The 24,148-nt window shown below is 71.7% G+C and carries 19 protein-coding genes; 9 read left to right on the forward strand and 10 right to left on the reverse strand.

Annotated features, from left to right (window positions below; all coding sequences use genetic code 11):
- Positions 1-51 precede the first annotated feature (51 nt).
- Positions 52-2,085 (forward strand): restriction endonuclease, encoded by a 2,034-nt coding sequence (locus ABCR83_RS12295; protein ID WP_462694957.1) that lies wholly within the window; start codon positions 52-54, stop codon positions 2,083-2,085.
- Between the two features lie 14 nt (positions 2,086-2,099).
- On the opposite strand, the gene ABCR83_RS12300 is transcribed toward ABCR83_RS12295, so the two are convergent.
- Entirely contained in the window at positions 2,100-2,468 is a 369-nt protein-coding gene (locus ABCR83_RS12300) for a winged helix-turn-helix transcriptional regulator (RefSeq protein ID WP_462694958.1), read from the reverse strand.
- Positions 2,469-2,556: 88 nt separating this feature from the next.
- Between ABCR83_RS12300 and ABCR83_RS12305 the strand changes: the two genes are divergently transcribed.
- Together ABCR83_RS12305 and recQ are read left to right on the forward strand one after the other, a co-directional pair.
- A complete protein-coding gene (locus ABCR83_RS12305) occupies positions 2,557-2,943 on the forward strand; it encodes a YybH family protein (RefSeq protein ID WP_462694959.1) in 387 nt (128 codons plus the stop codon).
- A 58-nt stretch (positions 2,944-3,001) separates the two neighbouring features.
- Positions 3,002-4,873, forward strand: a complete 1,872-nt coding sequence (gene recQ, locus ABCR83_RS12310) for a DNA helicase RecQ (protein ID WP_462694960.1) — start codon at positions 3,002-3,004, stop codon at positions 4,871-4,873.
- On the opposite strand, the gene ABCR83_RS12315 is transcribed toward recQ, so the two are convergent.
- Positions 4,845-5,948, reverse strand: a complete 1,104-nt coding sequence (locus tag ABCR83_RS12315) for a questin oxidase family protein (protein ID WP_462694961.1) — start codon at positions 5,946-5,948, stop codon at positions 4,845-4,847. The two genes, recQ and ABCR83_RS12315, sit on opposite strands and share 29 nt — an antisense overlap.
- A 63-nt stretch (positions 5,949-6,011) precedes the next feature.
- Here ABCR83_RS12315 and ABCR83_RS12320 point away from each other — a divergent pair, with 63 nt between their 5' ends.
- Positions 6,012-6,539 carry a MarR family winged helix-turn-helix transcriptional regulator gene (locus tag ABCR83_RS12320; RefSeq protein WP_462694962.1) on the forward strand — a complete coding sequence of 176 codons (528 nt, stop codon included), beginning with the start codon at positions 6,012-6,014 and terminating at the stop codon, positions 6,537-6,539.
- On the opposite strand, the gene ABCR83_RS12325 is transcribed toward ABCR83_RS12320, so the two are convergent.
- The 4 genes from ABCR83_RS12325 to ABCR83_RS12340 form a co-directional block, all read right to left on the reverse strand.
- A complete protein-coding gene (locus ABCR83_RS12325; RefSeq protein WP_462694963.1) occupies positions 6,424-7,197 on the reverse strand; it encodes a class F sortase in 774 nt (257 codons plus the stop codon). The two genes, ABCR83_RS12320 and ABCR83_RS12325, sit on opposite strands and share 116 nt — an antisense overlap.
- A gap of 106 nt (positions 7,198-7,303) precedes the next feature.
- Positions 7,304-7,882 carry a hypothetical protein gene (locus ABCR83_RS12330; RefSeq protein ID WP_462694964.1) on the reverse strand — a complete coding sequence of 193 codons (579 nt, stop codon included), beginning with the start codon at positions 7,880-7,882 and terminating at the stop codon, positions 7,304-7,306.
- A 159-nt stretch (positions 7,883-8,041) separates the two neighbouring features.
- Positions 8,042-9,901, reverse strand: a complete 1,860-nt coding sequence (locus ABCR83_RS12335; RefSeq protein WP_462694965.1) for an MFS transporter — start codon at positions 9,899-9,901, stop codon at positions 8,042-8,044.
- 185 nt (positions 9,902-10,086) lie between these two features.
- A complete protein-coding gene (locus tag ABCR83_RS12340) occupies positions 10,087-12,354 on the reverse strand; it encodes a D-alanyl-D-alanine carboxypeptidase family protein (RefSeq protein WP_462694966.1) in 2,268 nt (755 codons plus the stop codon).
- A 254-nt stretch (positions 12,355-12,608) separates the two neighbouring features.
- Between ABCR83_RS12340 and ABCR83_RS12345 the strand changes: the two genes are divergently transcribed.
- The 3 genes from ABCR83_RS12345 (at position 12,609) to ABCR83_RS12355 (ending at position 14,948) form a co-directional block, all read left to right on the forward strand.
- Entirely contained in the window at positions 12,609-13,388 is a 780-nt protein-coding gene (locus ABCR83_RS12345; protein ID WP_462694967.1) for a GOLPH3/VPS74 family protein, read from the forward strand.
- A 248-nt stretch (positions 13,389-13,636) separates the two neighbouring features.
- Positions 13,637-14,494: a helix-turn-helix domain-containing protein gene (locus ABCR83_RS12350; protein WP_462694997.1), complete on the forward strand. Its 858-nt coding sequence runs from the start codon at positions 13,637-13,639 to the stop codon at positions 14,492-14,494.
- A gap of 265 nt (positions 14,495-14,759) precedes the next feature.
- The gene (locus ABCR83_RS12355) at positions 14,760-14,948 is read left to right on the forward strand and encodes a DUF397 domain-containing protein (RefSeq protein WP_462694968.1); all 189 of its coding nucleotides are present in this window, start codon (positions 14,760-14,762) and stop codon (positions 14,946-14,948) included.
- A 255-nt stretch (positions 14,949-15,203) separates the two neighbouring features.
- On the opposite strand, the gene ABCR83_RS12360 is transcribed toward ABCR83_RS12355, so the two are convergent.
- The 3 genes from ABCR83_RS12360 to ABCR83_RS12370 all read right to left on the reverse strand — a co-directional run bounded on the left by ABCR83_RS12360 (position 15,204) and on the right by ABCR83_RS12370 (position 19,981).
- A complete protein-coding gene (locus ABCR83_RS12360; protein WP_462694969.1) occupies positions 15,204-16,328 on the reverse strand; it encodes an ADP-ribosylglycohydrolase family protein in 1,125 nt (374 codons plus the stop codon).
- 109 nt (positions 16,329-16,437) lie between these two features.
- Positions 16,438-19,035 carry a bifunctional FO biosynthesis protein CofGH gene (locus tag ABCR83_RS12365; RefSeq protein WP_462694970.1) on the reverse strand — a complete coding sequence of 866 codons (2,598 nt, stop codon included), beginning with the start codon at positions 19,033-19,035 and terminating at the stop codon, positions 16,438-16,440.
- Positions 19,036-19,123: 88 nt separating this feature from the next.
- On the reverse strand, positions 19,124-19,981 hold the full coding sequence (locus tag ABCR83_RS12370) for a TIGR03619 family F420-dependent LLM class oxidoreductase (protein ID WP_462694971.1): 858 nt from the start codon (positions 19,979-19,981) through the stop codon (positions 19,124-19,126).
- 171 nt (positions 19,982-20,152) lie between these two features.
- Here ABCR83_RS12370 and ABCR83_RS12375 point away from each other — a divergent pair, with 171 nt between their 5' ends.
- The gene (locus ABCR83_RS12375) at positions 20,153-21,646 is read left to right on the forward strand and encodes a CehA/McbA family metallohydrolase (RefSeq protein ID WP_462694972.1); all 1,494 of its coding nucleotides are present in this window, start codon (positions 20,153-20,155) and stop codon (positions 21,644-21,646) included.
- Between the two features lie 137 nt (positions 21,647-21,783).
- Positions 21,784-22,929 carry an epoxide hydrolase family protein gene (locus ABCR83_RS12380; RefSeq protein ID WP_462694973.1) on the forward strand — a complete coding sequence of 382 codons (1,146 nt, stop codon included), beginning with the start codon at positions 21,784-21,786 and terminating at the stop codon, positions 22,927-22,929.
- Between the two features lie 62 nt (positions 22,930-22,991).
- Here ABCR83_RS12380 and ABCR83_RS12385 read toward each other — a convergent pair whose 3' ends face one another.
- Positions 22,992-23,849, reverse strand: a complete 858-nt coding sequence (locus tag ABCR83_RS12385) for a helix-turn-helix domain-containing protein (protein ID WP_462694974.1) — start codon at positions 23,847-23,849, stop codon at positions 22,992-22,994.
- Positions 23,850-24,148 lie beyond the last annotated feature (299 nt).

The following is a 24,148-nucleotide window of genomic DNA, read 5'->3' on the forward strand; positions in this document are numbered from 1 at the left end:
CAGCACGCGGTTCCGGGACGCCAGGGTCTCGGGGGGAGGCATCGATCCGCCATGACTCGTCGCGCCAACGGACTGATAGGCATCTGGGCCGAGGCCCAGCGGCAGCAGGAGCTGCGGCAGCGGGCCGAAACGCAGCAGCGGCGCGAACAGGAGCGGCAGCAGCGGGCGTACAAGCGGGAGGCGGCCCGGCTCGACCGGCAGCAGCGGGCGGCCTACCGGCAGGCGCGCGAGGCCGAGGCCCGGCGGCGGACCGAGGAGTTGGACGACCGGGTCGCGGTGCTGGAGGAGCTGCTGAAGGCCGGGTGCCGGGCACCCGCCTTCCATACCGGGCGGCTGGCGCAGCCGGAGGTGCTGGAGCCGTTCGACCCCGGGCACCTGGGACAGCCGGTGCCCATGCCGCAGACGGGTCAGTACCGCTTCGGCAGCAGGTCACAGTTCGACCGCGACCGGCGGGCGGCTCAGGAGGCGGAGGCACGGCGGCAGCAGCAGCTGGCGGCGTACCGGCGGCAGTACGACCAGTGGGCGGCCGCCCGGCTGGACCGGATCCGGCAGCACAACGCGGGCATCGGGGAGCTGGTGGCGGCGCTGCGCGAGGGTGATCCCGATGCGGTGGTGGAGTACTTCTCGGCGGCGCTGTACGCCTCCACCGGGTGGCCGGAGGAGTTTCCGCACCAGTTGAGCGCGGCCTACGACCCGGGGGCCCGGCAACTGGTGCTGGACTGGGAGCTGCCCGGTTTTGAGGTGGTGCCGGAGGCCAAGGCGGTGCGCTATATGCCGACCGCGGACCAGGAGAAGGAGACCGCCCGGCCCATCACCCAGCGGCGCTCGCTCTACCGCGATCTGCTCGCCCAGTGTGTGCTGTTGGCGGTGCGGGAGCTGTACGCCGCCGATGAGTTCAGGGCACTGGAGTCGGTGGCGCTCAACGGTTTCATCGACGACCGCGACCCGGCGACGGGGCAGCGAGCCCGGCTCTTCCTGGCGACGGTCACGGCGGACCGTGCGGTCTTCGAACGGCTGCACCTGGAGGAGGTGAGCGCACCGGACTGTCTGGTCGACGGGCTGGGCGGGCAGCTGTCGGCGCGGCCCGACATGGGGGCGACGGTGCGGCCGGGCCGGGTGCCGGAGGAGGTCGGGCGCGGGGTGGTCTCGCACGGCGCCGACTGCGATGACGGCCCGGACCTGTTCGAGATGGATCCCATTGCCTTTGAGGCGCTGGTCGCGGAGCTGTTCCGGGCGCGGGGGATGCGGGCGGTGATGACCACCCGCTCCAATGACGGCGGAGTGGACGTGGAGGCGCTGGATCCGGACCCGATCAGCGGCGGCCGGATCATCGTGCAGGTGAAGCGGTACCGCAAGACGGTGCCGCCGACCGCGGTGCGCGATCTGTTCGGGACGGTGCAGGGGGCCGGGGCGAACAAGGGGGTGCTGGTCACCACCTCGGGGTTCGGGCCGGGCTCGTATGCGTTCGCCAATGGCAAGCCGCTGACGCTGGTCCCGGGTGAGGAGCTGGTGGGCCTGCTGGCGCAGCACGGGCTGCGGGGGCGGCTCGGCCCGGGGAACACGGGGCCTGCGGTGCCTCCGGAGCCGGTGGCCGAGCACGCCGACTACAACGTGCTGGGCATGTCCTGGTCCGGCGGGGTGGCGCTGGATGTGTGTGCGCTGGTGTGCGCGGGGTCACGGGTGCTGAGCGATGACCACTTTGTCTTCTACAACAATCCGCGCACGCCGGACGGGACGGTGCGGACGGTGGAGCCGTCCGCCGGGGACAAGGCGGCGGTCCGGGTGGCCTTTGATGCGCTGCCCGCCGGCGCGGACCGGCTGGTGCTGGTGGCGGCGATCGATCCGGAGGCCGATCCGGGGGCCGATCTGGCGCGGTTCACCGATGCCCGGATCCGGTTGTCGGACGCCTCGGGGGCCGAGCTGGGGCAGCTGGAGGTGTCGGACGGCCGCCCGGGCGAGACGGCGCTGGTGCTGGGCTCCTTCCGCAGGCGGGCCAACGGCGACTGGGACTTTGTGGTGGGAGGCAAGGGGTATCCGGGGGGCCTGGAGGCGCTGGTGCAGGAGTACGGCATCGAGGTGGCGTGAGTTCCCACACACCCTCAGGGCGTGTCTTCCGCTCCCCAGTCCCACAGTGCTTGAAGAACCGGGCCGAGGCGGTGCCCACGCGGGGTGAGCGCGTAGCGCACTCGTGGCGGCCAGCCCGGGCGGCGGTCGCGCTCGACGACCCCGGCCTCGCCGAGCTGTGCCAGCCGGTCGGACAGCACCTTGTCCGACAACGTGGGCAGGGCCTCGCGCAACTCGCTGTAGGAGCGGTCACCGCGCAGCAGCTCGCGGACCACCAGCGTCGTCCAGCGGCCGTGCAGCGCCGCCAGTGTGATCTCCACCGGGCAGGCGCGAGCGGGCACCGTGACCTTCGCGTGCGGGTCATCGGGCAGCCCGGCCGGGTGACCAACCATTCGGTGAGCCACGAAAGCGCCTCCTAGGGTGTGCGGGACTGCCATTTTCCCAGGCCGTTTTCCCAACCCGTCCCCCAGCCCGGAAAGACGTCTGCAGATCATGCGAGAACTGGCCGACCGGCCCGAAGAGGTGCCCGCGGTGTTCGCCGAACGGTTCAACAGCGGCGACGCCACCGCGCTGGCGGAGCTCTACGAGGACGCGGCGGTGCTGGTCCCGGAGCCGGGGACGCCGGTGACCGGCCCGGACCTGCACTCCGCCAACGGCCGCCTGCAAAGGCTCGGGGTCCCCATCTCGGTCCGTCCGCGGCACATGTACCGCAGCGGGGACCTCGCGCTGCTGATAGTCGACTGGGCCATCGACGGGACCGGCCCCGACGGACGGCCGGTGCATGTCGAGGGCACCACCTCCGACGTCGCCCGACGGGGCTCGGACGGCCGGTGGCGGTACGCCATCGACAACCCCTTCGGCACCGGGGCCCCCGGCTGATGACGCCGGTTATCCACAGTCACCCATTCGGGTAAGCCATTCCTCGTACACTGCCCGAATGGCCGACCCCACCGATAACCCCACCGAGCACAGCGAGTCCCTGGGTGTCCTGCGGCGCGTCTTCGGTTATGACGCGTTCCGGGGCGAGCAGGAGGAGATCATCGAGCATGTCGTCGCGGGTGGCGACGCGCTCGTCCTGATGCCGACCGGTGGCGGCAAGTCGCTCTGCTATCAGATTCCGGCGTTGGTCAGACCCGGCGTCGGCGTGGTGGTGTCGCCGCTGATCGCGCTGATGCAGGACCAGGTCGACGCGCTGCGGGCGCTCGGGGTGCGGGCGGGGTTCCTCAATTCGACGCAGGATTTCGACGAGCGCCGCATGGTGGAGGCCGAGTTCCTGGCGGGCGAGCTGGATCTGCTCTATCTGGCGCCGGAGCGGCTGCGGCTGGAGTCGACGATGGGCCTGCTCGACCGGGGTAAGGTCTCGGTCTTCGCGATCGACGAGGCGCACTGTGTGGCCCAGTGGGGCCATGACTTCCGGCCCGACTACCTGGCGCTGTCCGCGCTGCACGAGCGCTGGCCGGACGTACCGCGCATCGCGCTGACCGCGACGGCCACCGAGGCGACCCGGACGGAGATCGCCGGGCGGCTTCAACTCACCGGCGCCCGGCACTTCGTGGCGAGCTTCGACCGGCCCAACATCCAGTACCGCATCGCCTCGAAGAACGAGCCCAAGCGGCAGCTGCTGGAGCTGGTGCGCACCGAGCACCCGGGAGAGGCGGGCGTCGTCTACTGCCTGTCCCGCAAGGGGGTGGAGGACACCGCGGCGTTCCTGGTGCAGCAGGGGGTCGAGGCACTGCCGTATCACGCGGGGCTCGACGCGGGCGTCCGGGCCGCCAACCAGGCGCGCTTTCTGCGCGAGGACGGCGTGGTGATGGTGGCCACCATCGCGTTCGGCATGGGCATCGACAAGCCGGATGTGCGGTTTGTGGCGCATCTCGATCTGCCGAAGTCGGTGGAGGGCTACTACCAGGAGACCGGCCGGGCCGGCCGGGACGGCCTGCCGTCCACCGCCTGGCTGGCCTACGGCCTGCAGGATGTGGTGCAGCAGCGCAAGATGATCGACGGTTCGGAGGGCGACGACACCCACCGCCGCCGGCTGACCTCCCATCTGGAGGCGATGCTGGCGCTGTGCGAGACGGTCGAGTGCCGCCGGGTGCGGCTGCTGGCGTATTTCGGGCAGCACTCCACCGCCTGCGGCAACTGCGACACCTGCCTGACCCCGCCCAGCACCTGGGACGGCACCATCGCCGCGCAGAAGTTCCTGTCCGCGGTGTTCCGGCTGGCGCGCGAGCGGCGGCAGAAGTTCGGGGCGGGGCAGATCATCGACATCCTGCTCGGCAAGAAGACCGCCAAGGTCATCCAGCACGACCATGACGCGCTGACCGTGTTCGGCATCGGCACCGAGCTCAGCGCCGTGGAATGGCGCGGCGTGGTGCGGCAGTTGCTGGCCGAGGGGCTGCTGGCGGTGGAGGGGGAGTACGGCACGCTGGTGCTCACCGACGCCAGCGCCGAGGTGCTGGGCGGGCGGCGCGAGGTACAGCTGCGCCGCGAACCCGAGAAGCCGGCCCGCACCAAGTCATCTGCGGCATCGGCGCCCAAGGGCGCCAAGCGCGCCGCCCCGGTCGAGCTGCCCGAGGCGGCGCTGCCGGTGTTCGAGGAGCTGCGTGCCTGGCGCGCGGCCACCGCGAAGGAGCAGGGCGTTCCCGCGTATGTGATCTTCCACGATGCAACGCTGCGGGAGATCGCCACGACGCTGCCCGGCTCCCTGGACGCCCTGGGCACGGTCGGCGGGGTGGGCGAGAACAAGCTGGCCAAGTACGGCCGGCAGATCCTCGAAGTGCTCAACGCCCGGCCGGACGCATCGGCTTGATGCGCTGCTGTGCGGCCAGCACGGCCGCCGGGTAGCGCGGGTCGGGGCGCAGCGTGTGCTCCCGTGCGCAGGCCTCGGTGAACTTGATGACATGCTCGTCGCCGTGCTCGACGGCCCGGGCGATGAGCTCCCCGAAGGGCGGCAGGTCCGTCTCCGCGGCCTGCCGGGCCGCGTCGGCCTCGGCCCCGCGGTCGTCGGTGAAGGCCAGCAGCAGCGCGGTGTTGACGTGCCAGAGCGCGGCCACCGACGGTTCGTGGAGTTCATCGGGCAGGTGCGGCAGCACCAGGCGGACGGCCGCGGGGGCGGTGACGCCGTGGATGAGGGGGATGGGGAAGATCCTGGGGTGGCCCAGATAGACCCCGGCGAACTCGGTGGTCAGCTCGGAGAGCAGCCACTGGGTGCGGGTGGGGGCGAGCGTGCCGAGCGCCTGGTCCCAGCCGGCCAGCCGGTCCGGGTGGGCGAGCCGTTCCGCGGCGACGGCCCGGCCGCGCGGGCCTTGGTGCGGAGTGCGGGGCAGCGCGGCGATGGCGGCGGCCAGGTTCTGGGTGCCGCGCATCCGGACCTCGCCGGGCAGGTGCGCGAAGCGGGCGGCCCAGTAGGCCAGGCCCCGGGAGAGTTCGGTCAGTTGGAGCCGGGTGGGCTCGGGGGCCGCGGCCAGCGAGCGCACCGCGTGCGCGGTGCGGATCAGGCCGTGGGTGAGCTGGGCGAGCAGGCCGGGCAGCAGCCGGGGCCACCAGCGGACCAGCACCTCGCGCCAGGGCGCGGCGGCGAGTTCGCGCTCGAAGAGCTGCTCCCAGTCCCCGGCCCGGGAGAAGTCGCCGAGGGCGGGCCGCCAGGAGGATTCGTCGGCGGGGTCGAGCGGGCAGCCGCGGGCGGGTATCTCGTGGTGGGGCATGAGGACGCGGTAGCTCTCGACCCAGCCGGGCACCCGGTCGCCGTGGCCGAGAAGGGCGAGCGCCTCGGCGCCCATCGGACCGTGGTTGGCGAGGTCGCCCTGGGCGCCGCGCTCATAGCCGAGGTCCGTCATGCGCTCAAGGGCGTCGTTGAGCGCGTCCGAATATGTGGTGGTGGGCATGCGGGGTCCCCTGAGTTCGGATTCCAGAACAGTTTGGATATACGAAGCATCTAGACTCGCAGTATGCCGCACCACTCCCCCACCGGGAAGAACACCGGGAAGACGACCGGGAAGACGACCGGAAAGCTCCGGGTGCCCACCCCGGAGGAGACCGAGGCGATCGGCCTCGTCCCCCTGCTCGCGCCCTATGTCGACCGGGCCCGGGCCTGGAGCGATATGCCCGGCCCGCTGCGCGCCGTCTTCGACGCCCATGGGCTCACCGCCCGCCATGGCGCGGTCCTCCCCCAACTGCTCGCCGAACAACCCCTCGCCGTGGGCGAACTGGCGCACAGGATGCGGCTGTCGCTGTCGACCACCAGCGAGCTGGTGGGCGCGCTGGACCGGGCCGGGCTGGTGGAGCGCCGCGACGATCCGGCGAACCGGCGCCGCACCCTGGTGGCCATCGCCGGTCGGCACCGGCCCTCGGTCGAGGAGTTCATCGCCCAGCGCTCGGCACCGCTGTTGCGGGCACTTGACGGTCTGTCAGCACGGGACCGAGCGGGGTTCGTCGCCGGCCTGACGGCATGGGTACGGGAAGTTCAGGCTCGCTGACCCAGTCCTCGCGCACCGCGGTGAGATGGGCATAGACCACCACATTGCCCAGATAGGCGTTGGCCTCCTGGGAGAAGCCGCCACCACAGGTGACCACCCGCAACTCCGGCCGCCCGGAGGCCCCGTAGACCTTCCGGGTGGGGAAGTCCTTGCGGTCGTACACCTCGATCGCGTCAATGGTGAAGACCGCGGTGCGGCCGTCCGCCCGCTGCACCTCCACGGTGTTGCCCCGCTTCAGGGCACCCAGGCCGTAGAAGACGGCGGGCCCGCCGGCCAGGTCCACATGCCCGGCGATCACGGCGGTGCCGATCGCGCCCGGAGCGGTGCCGGCCTCGTACCAGCCGGCCAGGTTCTTGTCGTCCTCCGGCGGGCTGGCCAGGGTGCCGTCCGGCTGCAGCCCCAGCCGGGTCACCGGGGCGTCGACCTGGATGTCGGGTATGCGCACCCGGGTGGGCACGGCGGGCGCCAGCACCCTGACCGGCGGCTCACGGCGGCGCACGGCGGCGGCACCGGCCGGCGGAAACGCCTCGGCCTTGGAGGGCTGCGGAGGCGGGGCGAGAGCCCGGGAGCCTTCGTCCATCAGCCAGGTCCCGGTGAACAGTGCGGCCGTGAACAGCGCGGCCGCCAGGGTCCTGCGGGTCAGGGGCGTCTGCGACATCAGGGTCCTCCACCGGCGTACGGCCGTACGCCGTGGGCCGTCCCCCTGTTCCCCGCCGGAATGCCGGGGAACAGGGGGATGCGACCGGCCGACGGAACGGCTCCGGTCAGACCCGGCCGCCGCCGGACCGGCGGCGCAGGAACCAGGTGCCACCGATCGCCGCGGTGGCGAGCACCGCCACCCCGGCCACGATCTCGGAGGTGCCCGAGTCATCGCTGGTCCCGCCGACGCCCGTCTTCATCCCGCCCTTGGGGGGATTGGCGGGGTTGGCGGGATTCATGGGTTTGGAAGGCATGCCGGCCCCGGCCGGTGCGCTGGGCGCGGGGGTCCCGGTGGTGACGACCAGGTCCCCGGTGGCCTCCTTGCCGTTCTTCTTGCACCGGACGCCGATGCCATAGGTGCCGTTCTTCGTCCCCTCCGGCACCCTGAACTGGCCGACCACCGACTCCTGGTGACTGCCGGGCTTGAGATCGAACGAGGCGGGGCCGCCCACCGCGCTGGCGTCACCGTTGCCCACTCCGCTCTTGCCGCAGGCCGCGGTGGACACCGTGACCATGGCGCCGGGCTGGGCGTTGCCGGGCTCGATCTCCAACTTCTCGAAATCCCCGGCGAACGCGGGGGCGACCGGCGGCCCGAGGGCGGCTATGACCAGAGCGGCCCCGGTCAGCACTCGTGCAGTACGCATGCTCGTTCCTCCGTGCGCGCGGACGCGGCACACCGATGTACCGCAGCAGGTGGGGATTCCGCGCTCCCTACGAGCGAACCCGCCCGCCCGCTCCGCCGCACGTCACGCGAGGACGAACGGGTGAGAAGGGCTGTCCATGGGACACCCTCCAGGACACCCCTAAGGCGCCAGATCGTCCGGGCAGCCCGTGCCGCGCGGCAGCTTGTACGGCGCACCGATGCGGTATGTACCGGCGTGCGGAGCGTGCAGCACGGTCCAGTCGTCCTCGGGCTGGTCGTCCTCCGACTGCTGCACCTCCTTGGCCAGGCAGCCGTTCACATTGACCGGGGGCTCACCGCCCGGACCCGCCTTGGGCGGCTCCACCGGCTTGCCCGACTCGTCGAGCAGAGCCAGCCACGGGGTGTAGGGGATCCGGATCAGCACCGGGCCCGCCGTCCTCACCGTGATGCTCAGCTCGTCCGCGTCCGCGCGCAGCACCACCGCCGGGGGCGCCGCCAGCGGAGTCGGCTGCTTCACCTCGTACAGCCGCCAGTTGGCGTCGGCCCACACCTCGCGCAGATAGGGCTGGCCCTGGGCGACCAGCTTGGCCTCGTCGATGGCCGCGTTGTCCGGCTCGCCGGTGGGCAGCACCACATAGTGCACCGCCCAGCGGTGCAGCCAGGACCGGTAGCTGTCCGGGGTGAGCAGGCCGTCCTTGTAGAAGACTGGGTTCCGCTTGAGGTCGGCCTGCCGGTTCCAGCCGCGCGCCAGATTGACATAGGGAGCCAGCGCCGATGCCTCGCGATGGCTGCGGGCCGGGACCACCTCGACCCGTCCTCGCCCGGCGTCCACCCGCTGCAACTGGTGCACCAGCGGTGCCAGTTCACGCGCCCAGGACGCGGCGGGCGTGGTGTGCCTGATGTCACCGGCCGAGTTGCCCGCCTGCCAGATCGTCATCGTCACCGCGGCGAGCACCATCGCGATCCAGCCGCGGCCCGTCCGCAGCAGCTCCGACCGGGACGGAATCTTCCGCTCCGGCAGCGCGGCGATCAGCACCACCCCGCCGAAGACCATGCCGAGCCTCGAGATGTTCGACCCGATCTCCGAGGGAATGGCCCAGACCAGCAGCACGCCCAGCACATAGATGCCCGCCACCATCCGCACCGTCCGCCAGGACCTGGGCACGAAGAGCATCACAAAGATCCCGCTGAGCAGCGGCAGGATCGCCGAGGTGAACTCCATCGGCTGCTGCCCGGAGAACGGGAACAGCCACGCCGACAACGCCACCACCGCGACCGGGGTCAGGCCCAGCGCATACGACGCCATCCGGCGCTTGCCCAGCCACAGCGCGGCCGCCACTATGCCCACATACAGCCCCGCCACCGGGCTCGACGCCGTCGCCAGCGCGGCCATCACGGCCGCCAGCGCCGCCCGGGACCAGCGGTATCTGCCCTCGGCGCGCCACCGGACCGGCCAGGCGAAGATCACCGCCACCGCCGCCAGGCCGAACATCATGCCCAGCCCGAAGGTCACCCGCCCCGAGATCGCATTGCAGGCCAGCGCGAGCGCACCGTAGAGCGAGGGCCACAACGGCCGCCGCACGGCGCGGCTGCGCACCAGGATCAGCGCGATCAGCCCGGCCGACAGGGTGCCCGCCACCATCATGGTGGTGCGCACCCCGAGCTGGGCCATCAGATAGGGCGAGATCGCACTGTACGAGACCGGGTGCATGCCGCCGTACCAGGCCAGGTTGTACGCCGAGGCCGGATGCTGGAGCGCGAACTCCGCCCAGGCGTCCTGCGCCGCGAGGTCGCCGCCGCTGTTGGCGAACAGGATCAACCACAACACATGCAGCACGGCGGCCACGAACAGGGTGACGGGAACCGGTCCGGCGAGCAGCCGACGGGCCCTGGGCCACCATCCGTCCGGCGCCCGGACGGCACCCGTCCCGGCTCCCCCGGCCCACGAGGAACGGGCGTTGCCCACCCTGCCCGGCTGGTCTTCCGGCTTCCCGGCCCGTGTCGGCCCCACCGTGGTCACTGCGACTCTCCCCGTCTTCCCCCGAGGTCTTCCCCCATCTTCACGCATGTGCGTGCGTCCCGGTCGGGACTCAAAACCCTCGCGACGCTAGCACGGCGCCGCCGCCCGCCCCGGATCGTGAAACGGCTCCCGGTCCGTACCCACTCGTACGGACCAGGAGCCTGCCCGGATCCCGGGGCGTCCGGTCAGCCCAGGCGCGTCAGCTTCTCGCCGAAGGACGGCTTGGCCAGATCGGTCTTCAGCGCCACCGGCACCTTGACCGCGTCGGCACCGTCGCCGATCACCAGCTTGCCGATGACCGTATGGGCCTTGGCCGAGCGGGAGACCTGCTTGCCCTCGGTGTCGAGCCGGAACTTCGAGCTCAGGCCCGGCCAGCCGATGGCGGTGACGTCCTTGGTGGCGACCACCGCGGTCTTGTCGCCGAAACCGTTGTCCACATAGCCGACGACATCGCCCTTCTTCACCACGACGGCCGAGGCGAGGGCGTCCTGCAGGGCCTTGATCTCCTTGTAGCTGACCTCCTTCACCACCGCGAGGTGGGCGTTGGGGTCGGTGCTGTGCGGGTTGCGCTGGTCCATGGTGGCGCCGACGATCACATGCTCCTTGCCGTCTATCATCCGCCGGGCCGCCCACATCAGGGTGCCGCCGGCCGGGGAGCTGGAACCGGTCTTGATGCCCAGCCCGCCGGTGCCGTTCACCACCAGCTCGCCATTGTTGTTGTAGATCTTCCCGGGGAGGCCGGGGATCTGTGCGTCGGGCTGCCCCACGATGTCCCGGATGACCGGGTTCTTGATGACCACCTCGGCCAGCTTCACCTGGTCGACGGCGGTGCTCTTGGTCGACGCATCAAGACCGCTCGGGTCCGTGTAGACCGTGTTGGTCATGCCGAGCTCCTTGGCCGCGTCGTTCATCTTCTTGACGAACGCCTCCTTGGAGGGCGCGTCCCAACGAGCCAGCAGGCGGGCGATGTTGTTGCCCGAGGGGATGAGCAGCATCCGGAGCATGTCGTACTCCGAGTAGCTCTGGCCGGCCTTGACCTTCGCCGTGGACTCGCCGTCGATGTCCCCGTCCTTCTCGGCCTGCTCGTCGACATTGATCATCGGGCCCTTCTTCTCCCCCTTCTTGAGGGGGTGGTCCTTGAGGACCACATAGGCCGTCATCACCTTGGCGACGCTCGCGGTCGGCATTGGCTTCTGCTCGCCGGAGGTACCCACATCGCCCGTGCCCAGCACCTTGGCGGCCGACTGGCCCCGGGTGGGCCACGGCATGGCGAAGGTCTTGCCCCCGAAGGTGTACGAGGTCTTGGCGCCGTCGGCGCCGAGCTTGGTGTCCGGCAGCGGGCGGAACATCTGCACCACACAGAAGATGATGGCCAGGAGCACCACTATGGGCGTCCAGATCTTCACCCGCCGCACCGCGGTCCGCACCGGAGTCTCCGGCGGCGGCGGGCTGTTGGTCAGCTCGGCCAGCAGATCGAGCGGCGCCTGCTGCTGCCCGTCCGGGCCGGCGGGCTGCGGCGTCTGCTTCGTACGCTCCGACTCCGCCGGCCCGGCGGGGGCCGCCGGGTGGGCGGCCGGAGCGGGCGGGGTGACCTTGACCGGCACGGCGGGCTTCACCGGCGGCGCGGCGTCATCCGTCTTCAACGGCACAAACTGGCTCTTGCGCTCGCCGCCGCCCGGCGCGACGGGCGGCGCCTTGAGCAGCTCGGTGGGCTGGTCGACGGAGGCGGGAGCGGGGTCCGTCGCGGCCACCTTGCCGAACACGGCGGTCGGCTGGTCGACGGGCTTCTTCCCCTCGGCCTTCTTCTCCTCGGCCTTCTTCTCCTCGGCCTTCTTCCCCTCGGTACCGGCGGCCTCGGCGTCCTTCGAGGGCACCGCGCCGAACACAGCGGTCGGCTGGTCGACGGCGGCCTTCGCCGCCTCCGCGTCCTTGCCCTTGTCCTCCGCTTCGGCCTCGGCGCCCTTCGGCGCCACCTCGTCCGCGCCCTTGCCCCCGGCACCCTCCGCACCCTTGTCCTCGGCGCCGTCCGCGCCGTCCGCGCCCTCCGCATCGGCCACCCATGCGGCGACCGCGGCCTTCAGCCGGGCGTCGCCACCGGTGGGCGCCTCCGCCTCGGCCCCGTCCTCCGAAGCGCCCGAACCCTCCGACGGCTTCGCCGTCTTTGCATCTGCATCGCCCTCGCCGGGGGCGCCCTGCTCCGTCCTGGGCGCCGGCCGGACCTCGCCCGGCTCCTCCGGAGCCACCTCGTGCTCGGGCGCGGAACCCTCCGGCTCCCCCGAACTCTCCGGCTCCCCCGAACTCTCGGCGCCCTCCGCACGATCGTCGGCCGACTGCACCACGGCCACGCCCGCCCCGGACTCCCCGAGGACCCCGAGCCTGGGGTCGCGCTCGCCGACGGCCGCCTCCCCCGACACCTTCCGCTGCTCCGACTTGTCGGGGGACTCGCCCGCCACCGATGCCTCCTCGATTCCCGCGCCTACGCCGGACCGGGCACTTCGCCCCGCTGCCCGACGTTCTCAACGTCTACCAGTGTCCTCTGTCGCCGACCCGCCCACGCGCAAGCGCACGGTAAGAGGCTTTGCCTGGCTTCACCCATGTGCAAGACGATGCGACATACCTACCGGTTCCCACCCGAAGCCACCAGGCGCCCTCGACAGACCAATGTGAGAGGGGTCACCCTGTCACTCATCCACGCGGGGAGGCATGGATGGGCAGGAGCCGCAGAACAATTCCGGAAGAGCTTCTGCTGCTCGCCCTGGACCCGGCCACGGGTACCACGGCGCAGCCGCAGTCGCTTGACCTCGGTCTCGCCGGAGCCCAGCTAGTGGAGCTGGCTCTGGCCGGACGGATAGCCCCAGACGGGGATCGTATCGCCGTGGTGATGCCACGGCCCACAGGAGATCCGACCCTGGACAGCGCGCTCGAACTGCTGCGCCGCCGCGGCAGCCCGGTCCGTGCTGTGCACTGGATCGGCGGGCCCCGGCTGGGGCTGCGCCAGACCTACCTCACACACCTGGAGCGGTGCGGCATGGTGCATGCCGTGGCCGGACCGATGTGCGGGGTGCTGCCGACCACCCGGTACCAGGCGACGGACACGGTCATCAGCCGGGAGATCAGGACCCGGCTGGACACCGCGATCCGCACCGGCGTACCGCCGGACCCGCGGACCGCGGCGCTCGCCGCGCTGGCGCATGCGGTCGGGCTCGGCAAGCACCTCTACCCCGGCAACGAAGGACGCTCCTCGAGGTCCCGGCTGCGGGACTTGATCCGGCACGACCCGATGGGCGGGCTGGTCGCGCACGCCGTGCTCGATGTGCAGAACGGTGTGGCCGCCCAGCCCCGGCGGGCCGCCGCCGTGGCCGGCGGCGGAGGTGGTGGATCCGGGCGCCGGACGACCTCCGTCCGTACCGCAGTGGCCTCTGCCGAAACCGTTCCTCAGGCAGTGTCGCACCGCGGGGGTGTGATGGCCCGCGCCGGCGCCTCGTGACCCGAGGCCGCTGCCGGTGACCGACCCGGGCGGGGCGCGGCAGGCCCGCGCCTGCCCGGGTTCGCAGCACCGTTCCGCTCCACCGACCGCACCGCAGTCCCCCACATCCGTTGCGACAAGCGCGCGTTGGCGCGTGCTCCGGTCACCGTGAGCGGACTCTGTGTAGGCATTTTCCAGCGCCGCCCCGGCTGGTGGTGGCAGGCTGCGGAGCAGGAGACAGCAGCATGACGGAGCCGGAGGTGCGTCCCGTGGCGTCCAGTGTCAACCCCACCGTAAGGCGGCGCCGATTGGGGCAGGAGCTACGCAAGCTCCGTGAGCTCAAAGGCATGACGGCCGAGGAGGTCGCAGAGCGGCTACTGGTGTCGCAATCGAAGATCAGCAGGCTGGAGAACGGCCGCCGCAGCATCAGCCAGCGTGATGTCCGCGACCTGTGCGGGGTGTACGGGGTCGAGGACCACCGGATGGTCGACTCACTGATGCAGATGGCCAAGGAGTCGCGCCAGCAAGGCTGGTGGCACGCCTTTGGTGACATCCCCTACAGCGTCTACATCGGCCTGGAGACCGACGCCGCCTCGCTGCGCATCTACGAGGCCTCGCTGGTGCCCGGCCTGCTGCAGACGCAGGGCTATGCCGGCGCCGTGACCGAGGGCTCCTGGCCGGAGGCCACGGCCGCGGATGTCGAGCGGCGCGTACAGGTGCGGATGCGGCGCCAGGAGCGGATCACCGACCCGGACAATCCGCTGCGGCTGTGGGCGGTCATCGACGAGTCGGCGCTGCGCAGGATCGTCGGCAACCGCTCGATCATGTGCGAACAGCTTGAGCACCTGGTCGAGTTCAGCCTGCAGCCGCACATCACCGTGCAGGTGCTGCCCTATGACGTGGGCGCGCACCCCGGGATGTACGGCAAGTTCTGCATTCTGGAGTTCCAGGATCCGCAGGACGCGAGCACGGTCTACCTGGAGGGGATCACCAGCGACCTCTACCTGGAGAAACCCAATGATGTGCAGGCGTACAGCGTGATGTACGAGCATCTGCGCATGCAGGCCCTCAACGCCGAGCACTCACGGCAGTTCATGCTGCGGGTGGCCGAGGAATACCGGGGCTGAGCGGGACCGGCCGCTCCATGCGGCCGGGAGATGCCGGAGATGCCGGAGATATCAGAGTTGCCCGATGCCATTCCCCAAGGGGGCGGAACGGTACACCTGTCGCCGCCCGCTGGGGAAGAGGAGAGCGGACTACGCCATCCGGTCGAGTGAACAGCCAGTTCATCAGGTGATGTTGGCGCGTACCGTCGATCTCGCCTCGGGAAACCGGCGTTCTGAATCCGACAGGCAGCACTCACAGGCAGCACTCACAGGCATCGGAGCAATCATGGCGATTCAGCAGGGAAAGACCGCTTGGCGGAAGTCCTCCTACTCGCTTGCGCACGGCGACTGCGTGGAGATCGCTTCCCCGCTTCCGCGGTCCATCGCGATCCGTGACTCCAAGGACCCGCAGGGACGGTCCCTGGCCTTCACCCCCGGGGCATGGACCTCGTTCGTGGCGACCGTCAAGCGGTAGGGGCCGCGAACTGCGCAGCGAGAACCCGGCGCGCAGGTGAAGTCCCCCAGCTTGTCGTGATATTGGCATAGCCGAACGCATAGCCAGACAACTTCACACCGGAGCCAACTTCATACCGGCAGCCCCCCACCCCGAGCCCCCTCGCCCGGCCGTCGTCCTGGCCGAGGGGGCGCGGGCGTGCCTTATGGGTCGGCGCACGCCTGGATCAGCGCAGGCCCTGGCCGCCGGTCCAACGCTCCCTCGCCACCCGGCGCTTCAGGCCCGTGGATAGCGGGTCAGCCAGGCGGCCGAGGAGCTCTCCGGGCCGTGCAGGGCGGTTCCCTGGGTCAGCTCCATCGCGAAGTCGTCGGCCAGCTCCAGAATCGTCGCCCGCCCCTCCAGCTCGGCCAGCCAGCCCGCGGGCAGCGCGGTCTCCCCGTGCAGCGCGCCCAGCAGATTGCCGCAGATGGAGCCGGTCGAGTCGGAGTCACCACCGTGGTTGACGGCGAGCAGCAGGCCATGCCGCATGTCCTCGGCGACCAGTGCGCAGTACAGCCCGATGGCCAGCGCCTCCTCGGCCACCCACCCCTGGCCCAGCGATTCGACCCGCTCCGGCGTCGGCAGTCCCTGGCGCACCGCGCCGAGGGCCTGCCGCAGTGCATCGGCGGTCTCATGGTGGTCGGGGCGGGTCGCCAGCAGGGTCAACGCCCCCTGGACCGCCACCTCCAGCGCCTCACCGCGCGCCAGAGCGTGCACGATGACGGCGAACGCGCCGGAGGCCAGCGAGCCGGTGGGGTGCCCATGGGTCTGCACCGCGCATTCCACGGCGAGTTGGAACACCAGCGCCGGTTCCCAGCCCACCAGCAGCCCGAAGGGCGCGGAGCGCATCACCGCGCCACACCCCTTGGAGCCGGGGTTCTTGGGCGCCTCCACGGTGCCCATCCGGTCGTCGGCGAGGCCGGACAGACAGGCCTCGCCGGGCGCCCGGCGCGCATACAGCCACTCCTGATGGGCCAGCCAGCCGGCGTCCGGTTCCCGCTCGTCCGGCCCCCAGTCGCGCTGGGTGGCGGCCCAGCGCAGATACGCCCGGTGCACATCGGTGGGCGGGTGCCAGGCGCCGCTGTCGCGGCGTACCAGGGCCCTTATCAGCCCCTCGGCGGTGAACAGCGTGAGCTGGGTGTCGTCGGTGACGGCGCCGCGCCGCCCATAGGCCCGTACGAAGTCCCGTACGCCCTCCGGCCCGTGTGCGGCGCGGATGGTGTCGAGGGAGTCGAACTCGATGCCCGCGCCGAGCGCATCACCGATCGCCCCGCCGAGCAGACAGCCGCGTACGCGGCTGCGGAACTCCTGTTGTTCGGCCCGGCCCCAGAGGGCGATGCCCCCACCGGCGGTCGTGGTCACGTTCCGGCCTCCTGCTGTCACTGTGCAAATGGAAACGGTCGGCTTACGTTCGGCTCAGCACTGTAATCGACCATTTCCAGGCGGGGCAGGGCGCGCTCCTCCAGGACACCTAGCCCTCCCCCAACACCGGCAGCAACCGGGGCAGATGGCCGTCGGACTCCGACGCCGCCCGCTGCCGCTCCTCGGGCACCGCTCCGTAGAGCGTGGTCCGCGCCCGGGCCAGCCGTCCCGCCGCCTCCGCGATGGCGGCCAGGTCCCGGACCGAGCGGTAGGAGCCATAGGAGGAGCCCGCCATCCGGGAGATGGTCTCCTCCATCAGCGTGCCGCCCAGGTCATTGGCGCCCGAGCGCAGCATCTCGGCCGCGCCCTCCGCCCCCAGCTTCACCCAGCTGGTCTGGATGTTGGTGATGTGCGGGTGGAGCAGCACCCGGGCCATGGCCGTCACCGCCCGGTTGTCCCGCATGGTCGGACCGGGGCGGGCGATCCCGGCCAGATAGACGGGGGCGTTGGTGTGGATGAACGGCAGGGTCACGAATTCCGTGAATCCGCCGGTCTCCCGCTGGATCTCCACCAGCTGCCGGAAGTGCCCCAGCCAGTGCCTGGGCTGGTCCACATGCCCGTACATCATCGTCGAGGACGACCGGATGCCCAGCGAATGCGCGGTCCTGACGACCTCCACCCAGGTCGCGGTGGGCAGCTTGCCCTTGGTGAGCACCCAGCGGACCTCGTCGTCCAGGATCTCGGCGGCGGTGCCCGGGATGGAGTCCAGCCCGGCCTCCTTGGCGGCGGCGAGCCACTCCCGGATCGAAAGCCCGGTGCGCGTCGCGCCGTTGACGACCTCCATCGGCGAGAAGGCGTGCACATGCATCCCCGGCACCCGCTCCTTCACCGCGCGCGCGATGTCGAAGTAGGCCGTGCCCGGCAGATCCGGATGGATGCCGCCCTGCATGCACACCTCCACCGCGCCTACCTCCCAGGCCTGTTGGGCCCGGTCGGCGACCTGGGACAGCGAGAGGGTGTACGCGTCGGCATCGGTCCGCCGCTGGGCGAAGGCGCAGAACCGGCAGCCGGTGTAGCAGACATTGGTGAAGTTGATGTTCCGGGTGACGATGTAGGTGACCTCGTCGCCGACCGTGGCCCGCCGCAGCTCGTCCGCGATCCGGCACAGTGCGTCCAGCGCGGGGCCGTCGGCGTGCAGCAGGGCCAGCGCCTCGGAGTCGGTCAGCCGGGTCGGGTCGTCGGCCGCCTGCCGCAGCGCCCGGCGCACATCGCCGTCGATCCGCTCCGGCACCATCCCCGGCGCCGCGGCCTCGCGCAGCGCCTCCCAGTCGCCGTACACCTCGTCGAAGTCGGTGCGCCGGTCGGCGGTACGGCCCTCGGTGTCGATGGCGCGGTGCAGATCCGTGCGCCCGGCGGAGACGAACACCTCCTCGGGCTCCTGCCAGGGGTGGCCCTGCACCACGGCGTCCTCGTTCGCCAGGCCCGTCCCGGGGTCCGCGAGCGCCCTGACGTGCGGGAGCAGCCGCGGGTCCAGCCAGGGCTCGCCGCGCTGGACGAACTCCGGGTAGACGGCCAGCCGTTCGCGCAGTGCAAAGCCCTCGGCGGCGGACCGCTCGGCAAGCGCCTCGATCTGCGGCCAGGGGCGCTCGGGGTTGACATGGTCCGGAGTGACCGGGGAGACCCCGCCCCAGTCGTCGATGCCGGCCCGGATGAGCCGCCCGAACTCCTCGTCCACCAGGTTCGGCGGCGCCTGGAGACAGGCGGCGGGGCCCAGGATGTGCCGGGCGACCGCGACCGTGGCGACCAGGTCGTCCAGCTCCGCGTCCGGCATGCCGCGCATCGCCGTGTCCGGCTTGGCGCGGAAGTTCTGCAGGATGACTTCCTGGATGCCGTGATACGCACGGGAGATCCGGCGCAGCGCGAAGACCGACTCCGCACGCTCCTCGGGCGTCTCCCCGATCCCCAGCAGCAACCCGCTGGTGAACGGGACGGAGCTGCGCCCGGCGTCCTCCAGGACCCGCAGCCGCACGGCCGGTTCCTTGTCCGGGGAGCCGTGGTGCGGGCCGCCGGGCTCGCTCCACAGCCGCTCGGCCGTGGTCTCCAGCATCATGCCCATGGACGGGGCCACCGGCTTGAGCCGCTGGATATCCGTCCAGGACAGGGCGCCGGGGTTGAGGTGGGGCAGCAGCCCGGTCTCCTCCAGGATGCGGATCGACATCGCCCGGACATAGGCGATGGTGTCGTCGTAGCCCTCGGCCGCCAGCCACTCGCGGGCCTGCGGCCAGCGGTCCTCGGGCCGGTCCCCCAGCGTGATCAGGGCCTCCTTGCAGCCCAGTTCGGCCCCGCGCCGGGCGATGGCCAGCACCTCGTCCGGGGACATGAACATCCCGTGGCCCGCGCGGCGCAGCTTGCCGGGCACGGTGGCAAAGGTGCAGTAGTGGCACTTGTCGCGGCAAAGGCGGGTGAGCGGGATAAAGACGCTGCGCGAGTAGGTGATGACCCCGGGCCGGCCCGCCGCCTCGAGCCCGGCGTCCCGCACCCGGGCGGCCGACGCACAGAGGTCCTCGAGGTCGGCGCCGCGGGCCTGCAGCAGCACGGCCGCCTCACCCACGTCCAGCGCGACCCCGTCCCGGGCGCGTTTGAGGGCCCGGCGCATGGCGTTCGAGGTGGGTGCTGCCGGGGTGGATCGCGGTGCGCTCGAGGTCATTGTCCGAGCATACGAGCGAGGTCCCGGGGCGTCAGAGGTGACCGAGCTCCTGGCCCCGCCAGAAGCAGCCTCGGCCGCCCCGGCACCGTCACAGGAACTCGGCGTGCGCATCCAGCGCCCGCAGCACCTCGCCCTCCGTCCCCGCCGGCAGCCCGACCACGACCTCCTCGATGCCGAGCTCGGCGAAGTGGGCGAGCTTGCCCGTCGAGGGCCGCACGGCATACGGCACGACCTCCGGCTCTCCGGGCCGTCCCGCCTTCGCCCAGACCTCGCGCAGCCGGGGCAGCGACTCCCGCAGCCCGCTGCCGCCCACCGGCATCCAGCCGTCCGCGTACTCGGCGACCTGGGCGAACAGCCGGGGCCCGGCCCCACCGCCGATCAGCGTGCGCGGCCCGGTCAGCGGGTCCGCTCCCGCGCGCTCGCGCGGTGGCAGCAGCGGCTTGGGGTGTGCCCAGCTGGCCTGCACCGACCCGAACTCGCCCCGGTAGGCGGTCGGTTCCTCGGCCCACAGCGCGCGCATCAGCGCCATCCGGTCGCGCACCAGACGGCGCCGCGTCGCCCACTCCACCCCGTGGTCGGCGGCCTCCTCCACATTCCAGCCGAAGCCGATGCCCAGGGTGAATCTGCCGCCGCTGAGGTGATCGAGCGTGGCCACCTGCTTGGCGAGGGTCACCGGGTCGTGCTGGGCGACCAGCGCCACCCCGGTCCCGATTTCCACCCGGTGGGTGACGGCGGCGGCCTGGGCAAGCGCGACAAAGGGGTCGAGGGCCCGCCCGTACTCGGGCGGCAGCGGCCCGCCCATCGGCGCCGGGGTGTCCCGGCTGACCGGGATGTGGGTGTGCTGGGGCAGATAGAGCCCGGCGAAGCCGCGCTGCTCGAGCTCGCGCGCGAGCCGGACCGGGGTGATCGTCTCTTCGGTGAGGAAGATCGTGGTGGCGATCCGCATGCTTCGGCACCTCCGTCTGTCGCGGGGTCACCCACGGTAAGCCCTGGCGGGCTGCCGGAGCCCCGATGTCGGACAGCCGACACACAACAGTCAACCGCCATACCGTTCCGCTGCCCGCCACCCGGGCGTACAACGGAGTCGGCACCAGGCTTCCGGGGCGGGGAGGGCCCGATGGACCGACGCAATGTCCTGAAACTGACGGCTGTCGCCGGGGCGGCGAGTGCGCTTACGCTCGACGGCGTGACGTTCGCCCACGCCGGCGGATCCGCCGACGAGACCCGGGTCGTGACCGGCCGGCTCCCGGCCGGTGCGCCCGACTACGTCTACCTCCCCGTTGAAGTGCCGCGCGGCGTCCGCGAGATCGCCGTCTCCTACGGCTACGACAGACCGTCCGTACCACCCGGCACCCAGGGCAACGCCTGTGACATCGGCATCTTCGACGAGCGCGGCACCGCCCTGGGCGGCGCCGGGTTTCGCGGCTGGTCGGGCGGCGCCCGCACGGAGTTCTCGATCAGCGCCGAGCAGGCCACCCCCGGCTACCTGGCCGGCCCGGTCCGCCCCGGCACCTGGCATGTCGTCCTCGGCCCGTACACGGTGGCCCCGCAGGGCCTGGCCTACCAGGTGCGGATCACCCTGCGGTACGGCCGCCAGGGCGCCACCCCGCGCCCGGCGTACCCGCCGCAACGGGCCAGGGGCCGGGGCCGGGCCTGGTACCGGGGCGACAATCACCTGCACAGCGTCCACTCCGACGGCAAGCGCACCCCTGCCGAGATCGCGGCGGCGGCCCGGGCGGCCGGGCTGGACTGGATCACCACCACCGAGCACAACACCACCTCCTCGCACGGCGCCTGGCAGGGCCTGTGGGGAGACGACCTGCTCATCCTCACCGGCGAGGAGGTGACCACCCGCAACGGCCATGTCCTCGCCCTGGGCACCGGCCCCGGCGCCTTCACCGACTGGCGCTACCGCGCCCGCGACCACGTCTTCGGCCGCTTCGCCCGAGCCATCCACCGCGCGGGCGGCCTGGTCGTCCCCGCCCATCCGCACGCCACCTGCATCGGCTGCAACTGGAAGTTCGGCCTGGCCGAGGCCGACGTCGTCGAGGTCTGGAACGGCCCCTACACCCCGGACGACGAAATCACCCTCGCCGAATGGGACAACACCCTGGTCGCCGCGGTCCGCGGCGACCACCGCTGGCTCCCCGCCATGGGCAACAGCGACGCCCACCGCGAGCCCCAGGTCGTCGGCCTCCCGCAGACCGTCGTCCTGGCCGACGACCTCTCCCGCCCGGCCCTGCTGGACGCCCTTCGCGCGGGCCGCAGTTGGATCGCCGAGTCCTCGAAGATCGACCTGTCCTTCGCAGCCATGGACGGCCATGGCGCACGCGCGGGCATCGGCGAACGGCTGCGAGTCGCGCACGATGTGGAGGTCGCGGTCCGGCTGGAGGTGTCGGGCGCACCCGGCTGCACGGCCTCCTTCGTCACCGACCAGGGAACGCTCCACACCGCGCCCGTCCCGGCGAACGGAGCCGGGACGATCGAGTGGCGCACCACTCCGTCGTATGCGGCATACGTACGCGCCGAGGTCCGCCACCCGGCCGCGTCGGACGCCCTGCCGGGGGCGATGGCGGCGATGACCAACCCGGTGTTCCTGGGCGGGGATTGACCTACGGCAAGCTCCGTGCCCGGCCAGTACCCCGGCGTCTGCCGTGGCGACAGCAGCCGCAGCAGCAGTGCCGACGTCTCCGACGTGGCGGCCATCTAGGACCGCCTCCGTCCTAATCGACTCCTATCATGAGAAACATGAACGACGACCCGCAGATCCGCCCGTTCCGTATCGACATCCCCCAGGCGCAGCTTGACGACCTGGGCGACCGGCTCGCCGCGACCCGCTGGCCGGACGAACTGCCCGGGGTGGACTGGTCCTACGGCGTGCCGACCGGCTATGCGCAACGGCTGGCCGAGTACTGGCGCACCGAATTCGACTGGCGCGCCGCCGAGGCACGGTTGAACGCCTTCCCGCAGTTCACGACCCGTATCGACGGGCAGAACATCCACTTCCTGCACGTCCGCTCGCCCGAGCCGGATGCGCTCCCGCTGATCATTACGCACGGCTGGCCCGGCTCGGTCGCGGAGTTCATGAAGGTCATCGGGCCGCTCACCGACCCGGCCGCGCACGGCGGCGATCCGGCCGACGCGTTCCATGTCATCGCCCCGTCGATCCCCGGATTCGGCTTCTCCGGGCCGACCACCGAGCCCGGCTGGGATCTGAACCGGGTCGCCCGGACGTGGGCCGAGCTGATGCGTCGCCTCGGCTACCAGCGCTACGGCGCGCAGGGCGGCGACAGCGGCGCGGTCATCTCACCGATGCTCGGCCGCGCCGACACCGCGCATGTCGTGGGCGTGCATGTCAACGGCGCCCTCGGCTTCCCCACCGGCGACCCGGCCGAGTTCGAGGGGCTCACCGAAGTCGAACTCGCCCGACTCGGCCAGTACCAGGACCAGGACCGCGCAGGCTATGCGATGATCCAGGCGACCCGGCCGCAGACCCTGGCGTTCGGCCTGCACGACTCGCCCGCCGCGCAGCTGGCGTGGATCGCCGAGAAGTTCAAGGAGTGGACCGACCCGGCGCGGGAACTGCCCGAAGACGCGGTGGACGTCGACCAGTTGCTCACCGACATCAGCATCTACTGGTTCACCGGGACCGCCGCATCGTCGGCCCGCCTGTACAAGGAGACGGCGAAAGCATGGGGCGCCGCCGCCGAGTACTCGGCGCTGCCGCACGGCGTCGCCGTCTTCCCCGGCGATCCGGGCGTCCGGCGGATCGCCGAACGCGAGCACAAGGTCGTGCACTGGTCGGAATTCGACCGGGGCGGCCACTTCGCCGCCATGGAGGCGCCCGAGCTGCTCGTCGAGGACATCCGGGCCTTCTTCCGCGCGCTGCGCTGAGGTCCGGCCGGGCCGATGGCAGCGATGGCCAACTCCGGTCGCCTCAAGGAGGTTTGATCCCCCTACGCCGCCTCGTCCACCGCTGTCCCGCCCTGGCGGCAGTCCCGGCAAAGGCCGGGCCGGTCGGCCCGGAAGGCGCGCTCACAGCCGTCGCAGGTCTGGAACGGCAGCGGCCTGGCGGGCGCTTCCGGCCGTGGCTCGACCGGGCCGGCGGGGAGCGCGGGCGGCAGCCAGTTCGCCAGCCGGTAGGCCAGCAGCCGGGCGGGCCAGGTGATGGCACCGACCGGCAGATCGGCGGTCAGGGTGCGGGTGATCTGCGCGGGGCCGATCCGCCGGTCGAGCCAGGCCCGGACATCGGGTGCAAGGCGCCGCACGTCCTTCTCCGACAACAGCAGCCTCGGATCACGGCGGCGCAACCCCGCCAGCAGCTCGGCGGCAGGCTCGTCGACGGGCGGCAGCGGGGGCTCGGCGGGACGCTCCCGCCCGGGCAGCGGCGGGGCTTCCCGCACGGGCGCCACGACGGGCGCGGGGCGCCGCTTCACCAGGTCGACTCGCTCACGCGGCACGGCACCCGGGCGCTCGTACCAGCGTGTGACGGTCACCATGCGGCCCTCGTCGGTGCGGACGCGCTTGCGCTCCAAATATCCGGCCTTCTCCAGCTGCTTGAGCGCGCGAGCGATGGTGATCTCGCCCTCGTCGAAGCGGCGGGTGAGGTCCTTGATGCCCACGGTGGCCCCATCGGGCAGCGACTGGATGTACACGCCGATACCGATCGCGACGGCCGAGAGGTCGGGGTGCTGGGCGAGGTGGTTGCCGACGACGGTGAAGTGCGTGTCATGGCGGTGCCGGATATGGGTCACCCCGGCGGGTGGTTGCCCAGTGCGCGCGGAGGGACGGGCGCTAGAATGCGCGTCAGTCATAGGGAAGCTTCTCTCTTCCTCGATGATCAGGCCCTCGGTTGGGATGCCCGTCCCGGTCGGGGGCCGTCGTCGTGTGTGGGGTTGTGCCGCGACCGTACCGCGCCGTTCCCGGCGCCTGCCACCAAGTCACCTGATGGAGTGACGCAGGCTGGTTGGTGGGGTTTGGTTTTTCCCCACATTCTTTAACTAGGCGTCCAGCTGGGCCGGTTCGCGGCACGCCGGGTCCTGCCACCCTCGATCCGGCACTTCGCCAGCAGAGCCAGCGAGCCACCTGCAACGCTCGGCCATCGTGCTCCCAT

It is taken from the genome of Streptomyces xingningensis, from assembly GCF_054957865.1.

What these genes read in the sequence shown, in the direction of transcription:
- ABCR83_RS12295 (WP_462694957.1), top strand. Translation starts at nt 52, where the DNA reads ATGACTCGTCGCGCCAACGGACTGATAGGCATCTGGGCCGAGGCCCAG.
- ABCR83_RS12305 (WP_462694959.1), top strand. Translation starts at nt 2,557, where the DNA reads ATGCGAGAACTGGCCGACCGGCCCGAAGAGGTGCCCGCGGTGTTCGCC.
- recQ (WP_462694960.1), top strand. Translation starts at nt 3,002, where the DNA reads ATGGCCGACCCCACCGATAACCCCACCGAGCACAGCGAGTCCCTGGGT.
- ABCR83_RS12315 (WP_462694961.1), bottom strand. Translation starts at nt 5,948, where the DNA reads ATGCCCACCACCACATATTCGGACGCGCTCAACGACGCCCTTGAGCGC.
- ABCR83_RS12320 (WP_462694962.1), top strand. Translation starts at nt 6,012, where the DNA reads ATGCCGCACCACTCCCCCACCGGGAAGAACACCGGGAAGACGACCGGG.
- ABCR83_RS12325 (WP_462694963.1), bottom strand. Translation starts at nt 7,197, where the DNA reads ATGTCGCAGACGCCCCTGACCCGCAGGACCCTGGCGGCCGCGCTGTTC.
- ABCR83_RS12330 (WP_462694964.1), bottom strand. Translation starts at nt 7,882, where the DNA reads ATGCGTACTGCACGAGTGCTGACCGGGGCCGCTCTGGTCATAGCCGCC.
- ABCR83_RS12345 (WP_462694967.1), top strand. Translation starts at nt 12,609, where the DNA reads ATGGGCAGGAGCCGCAGAACAATTCCGGAAGAGCTTCTGCTGCTCGCC.
- ABCR83_RS12355 (WP_462694968.1), top strand. Translation starts at nt 14,760, where the DNA reads ATGGCGATTCAGCAGGGAAAGACCGCTTGGCGGAAGTCCTCCTACTCG.
- ABCR83_RS12365 (WP_462694970.1), bottom strand. Translation starts at nt 19,035, where the DNA reads ATGACCTCGAGCGCACCGCGATCCACCCCGGCAGCACCCACCTCGAAC.
- ABCR83_RS12370 (WP_462694971.1), bottom strand. Translation starts at nt 19,981, where the DNA reads ATGCGGATCGCCACCACGATCTTCCTCACCGAAGAGACGATCACCCCG.
- ABCR83_RS12375 (WP_462694972.1), top strand. Translation starts at nt 20,153, where the DNA reads ATGGACCGACGCAATGTCCTGAAACTGACGGCTGTCGCCGGGGCGGCG.
- ABCR83_RS12380 (WP_462694973.1), top strand. Translation starts at nt 21,784, where the DNA reads ATGAACGACGACCCGCAGATCCGCCCGTTCCGTATCGACATCCCCCAG.
- ABCR83_RS12385 (WP_462694974.1), bottom strand. Translation starts at nt 23,849, where the DNA reads ATGACTGACGCGCATTCTAGCGCCCGTCCCTCCGCGCGCACTGGGCAA.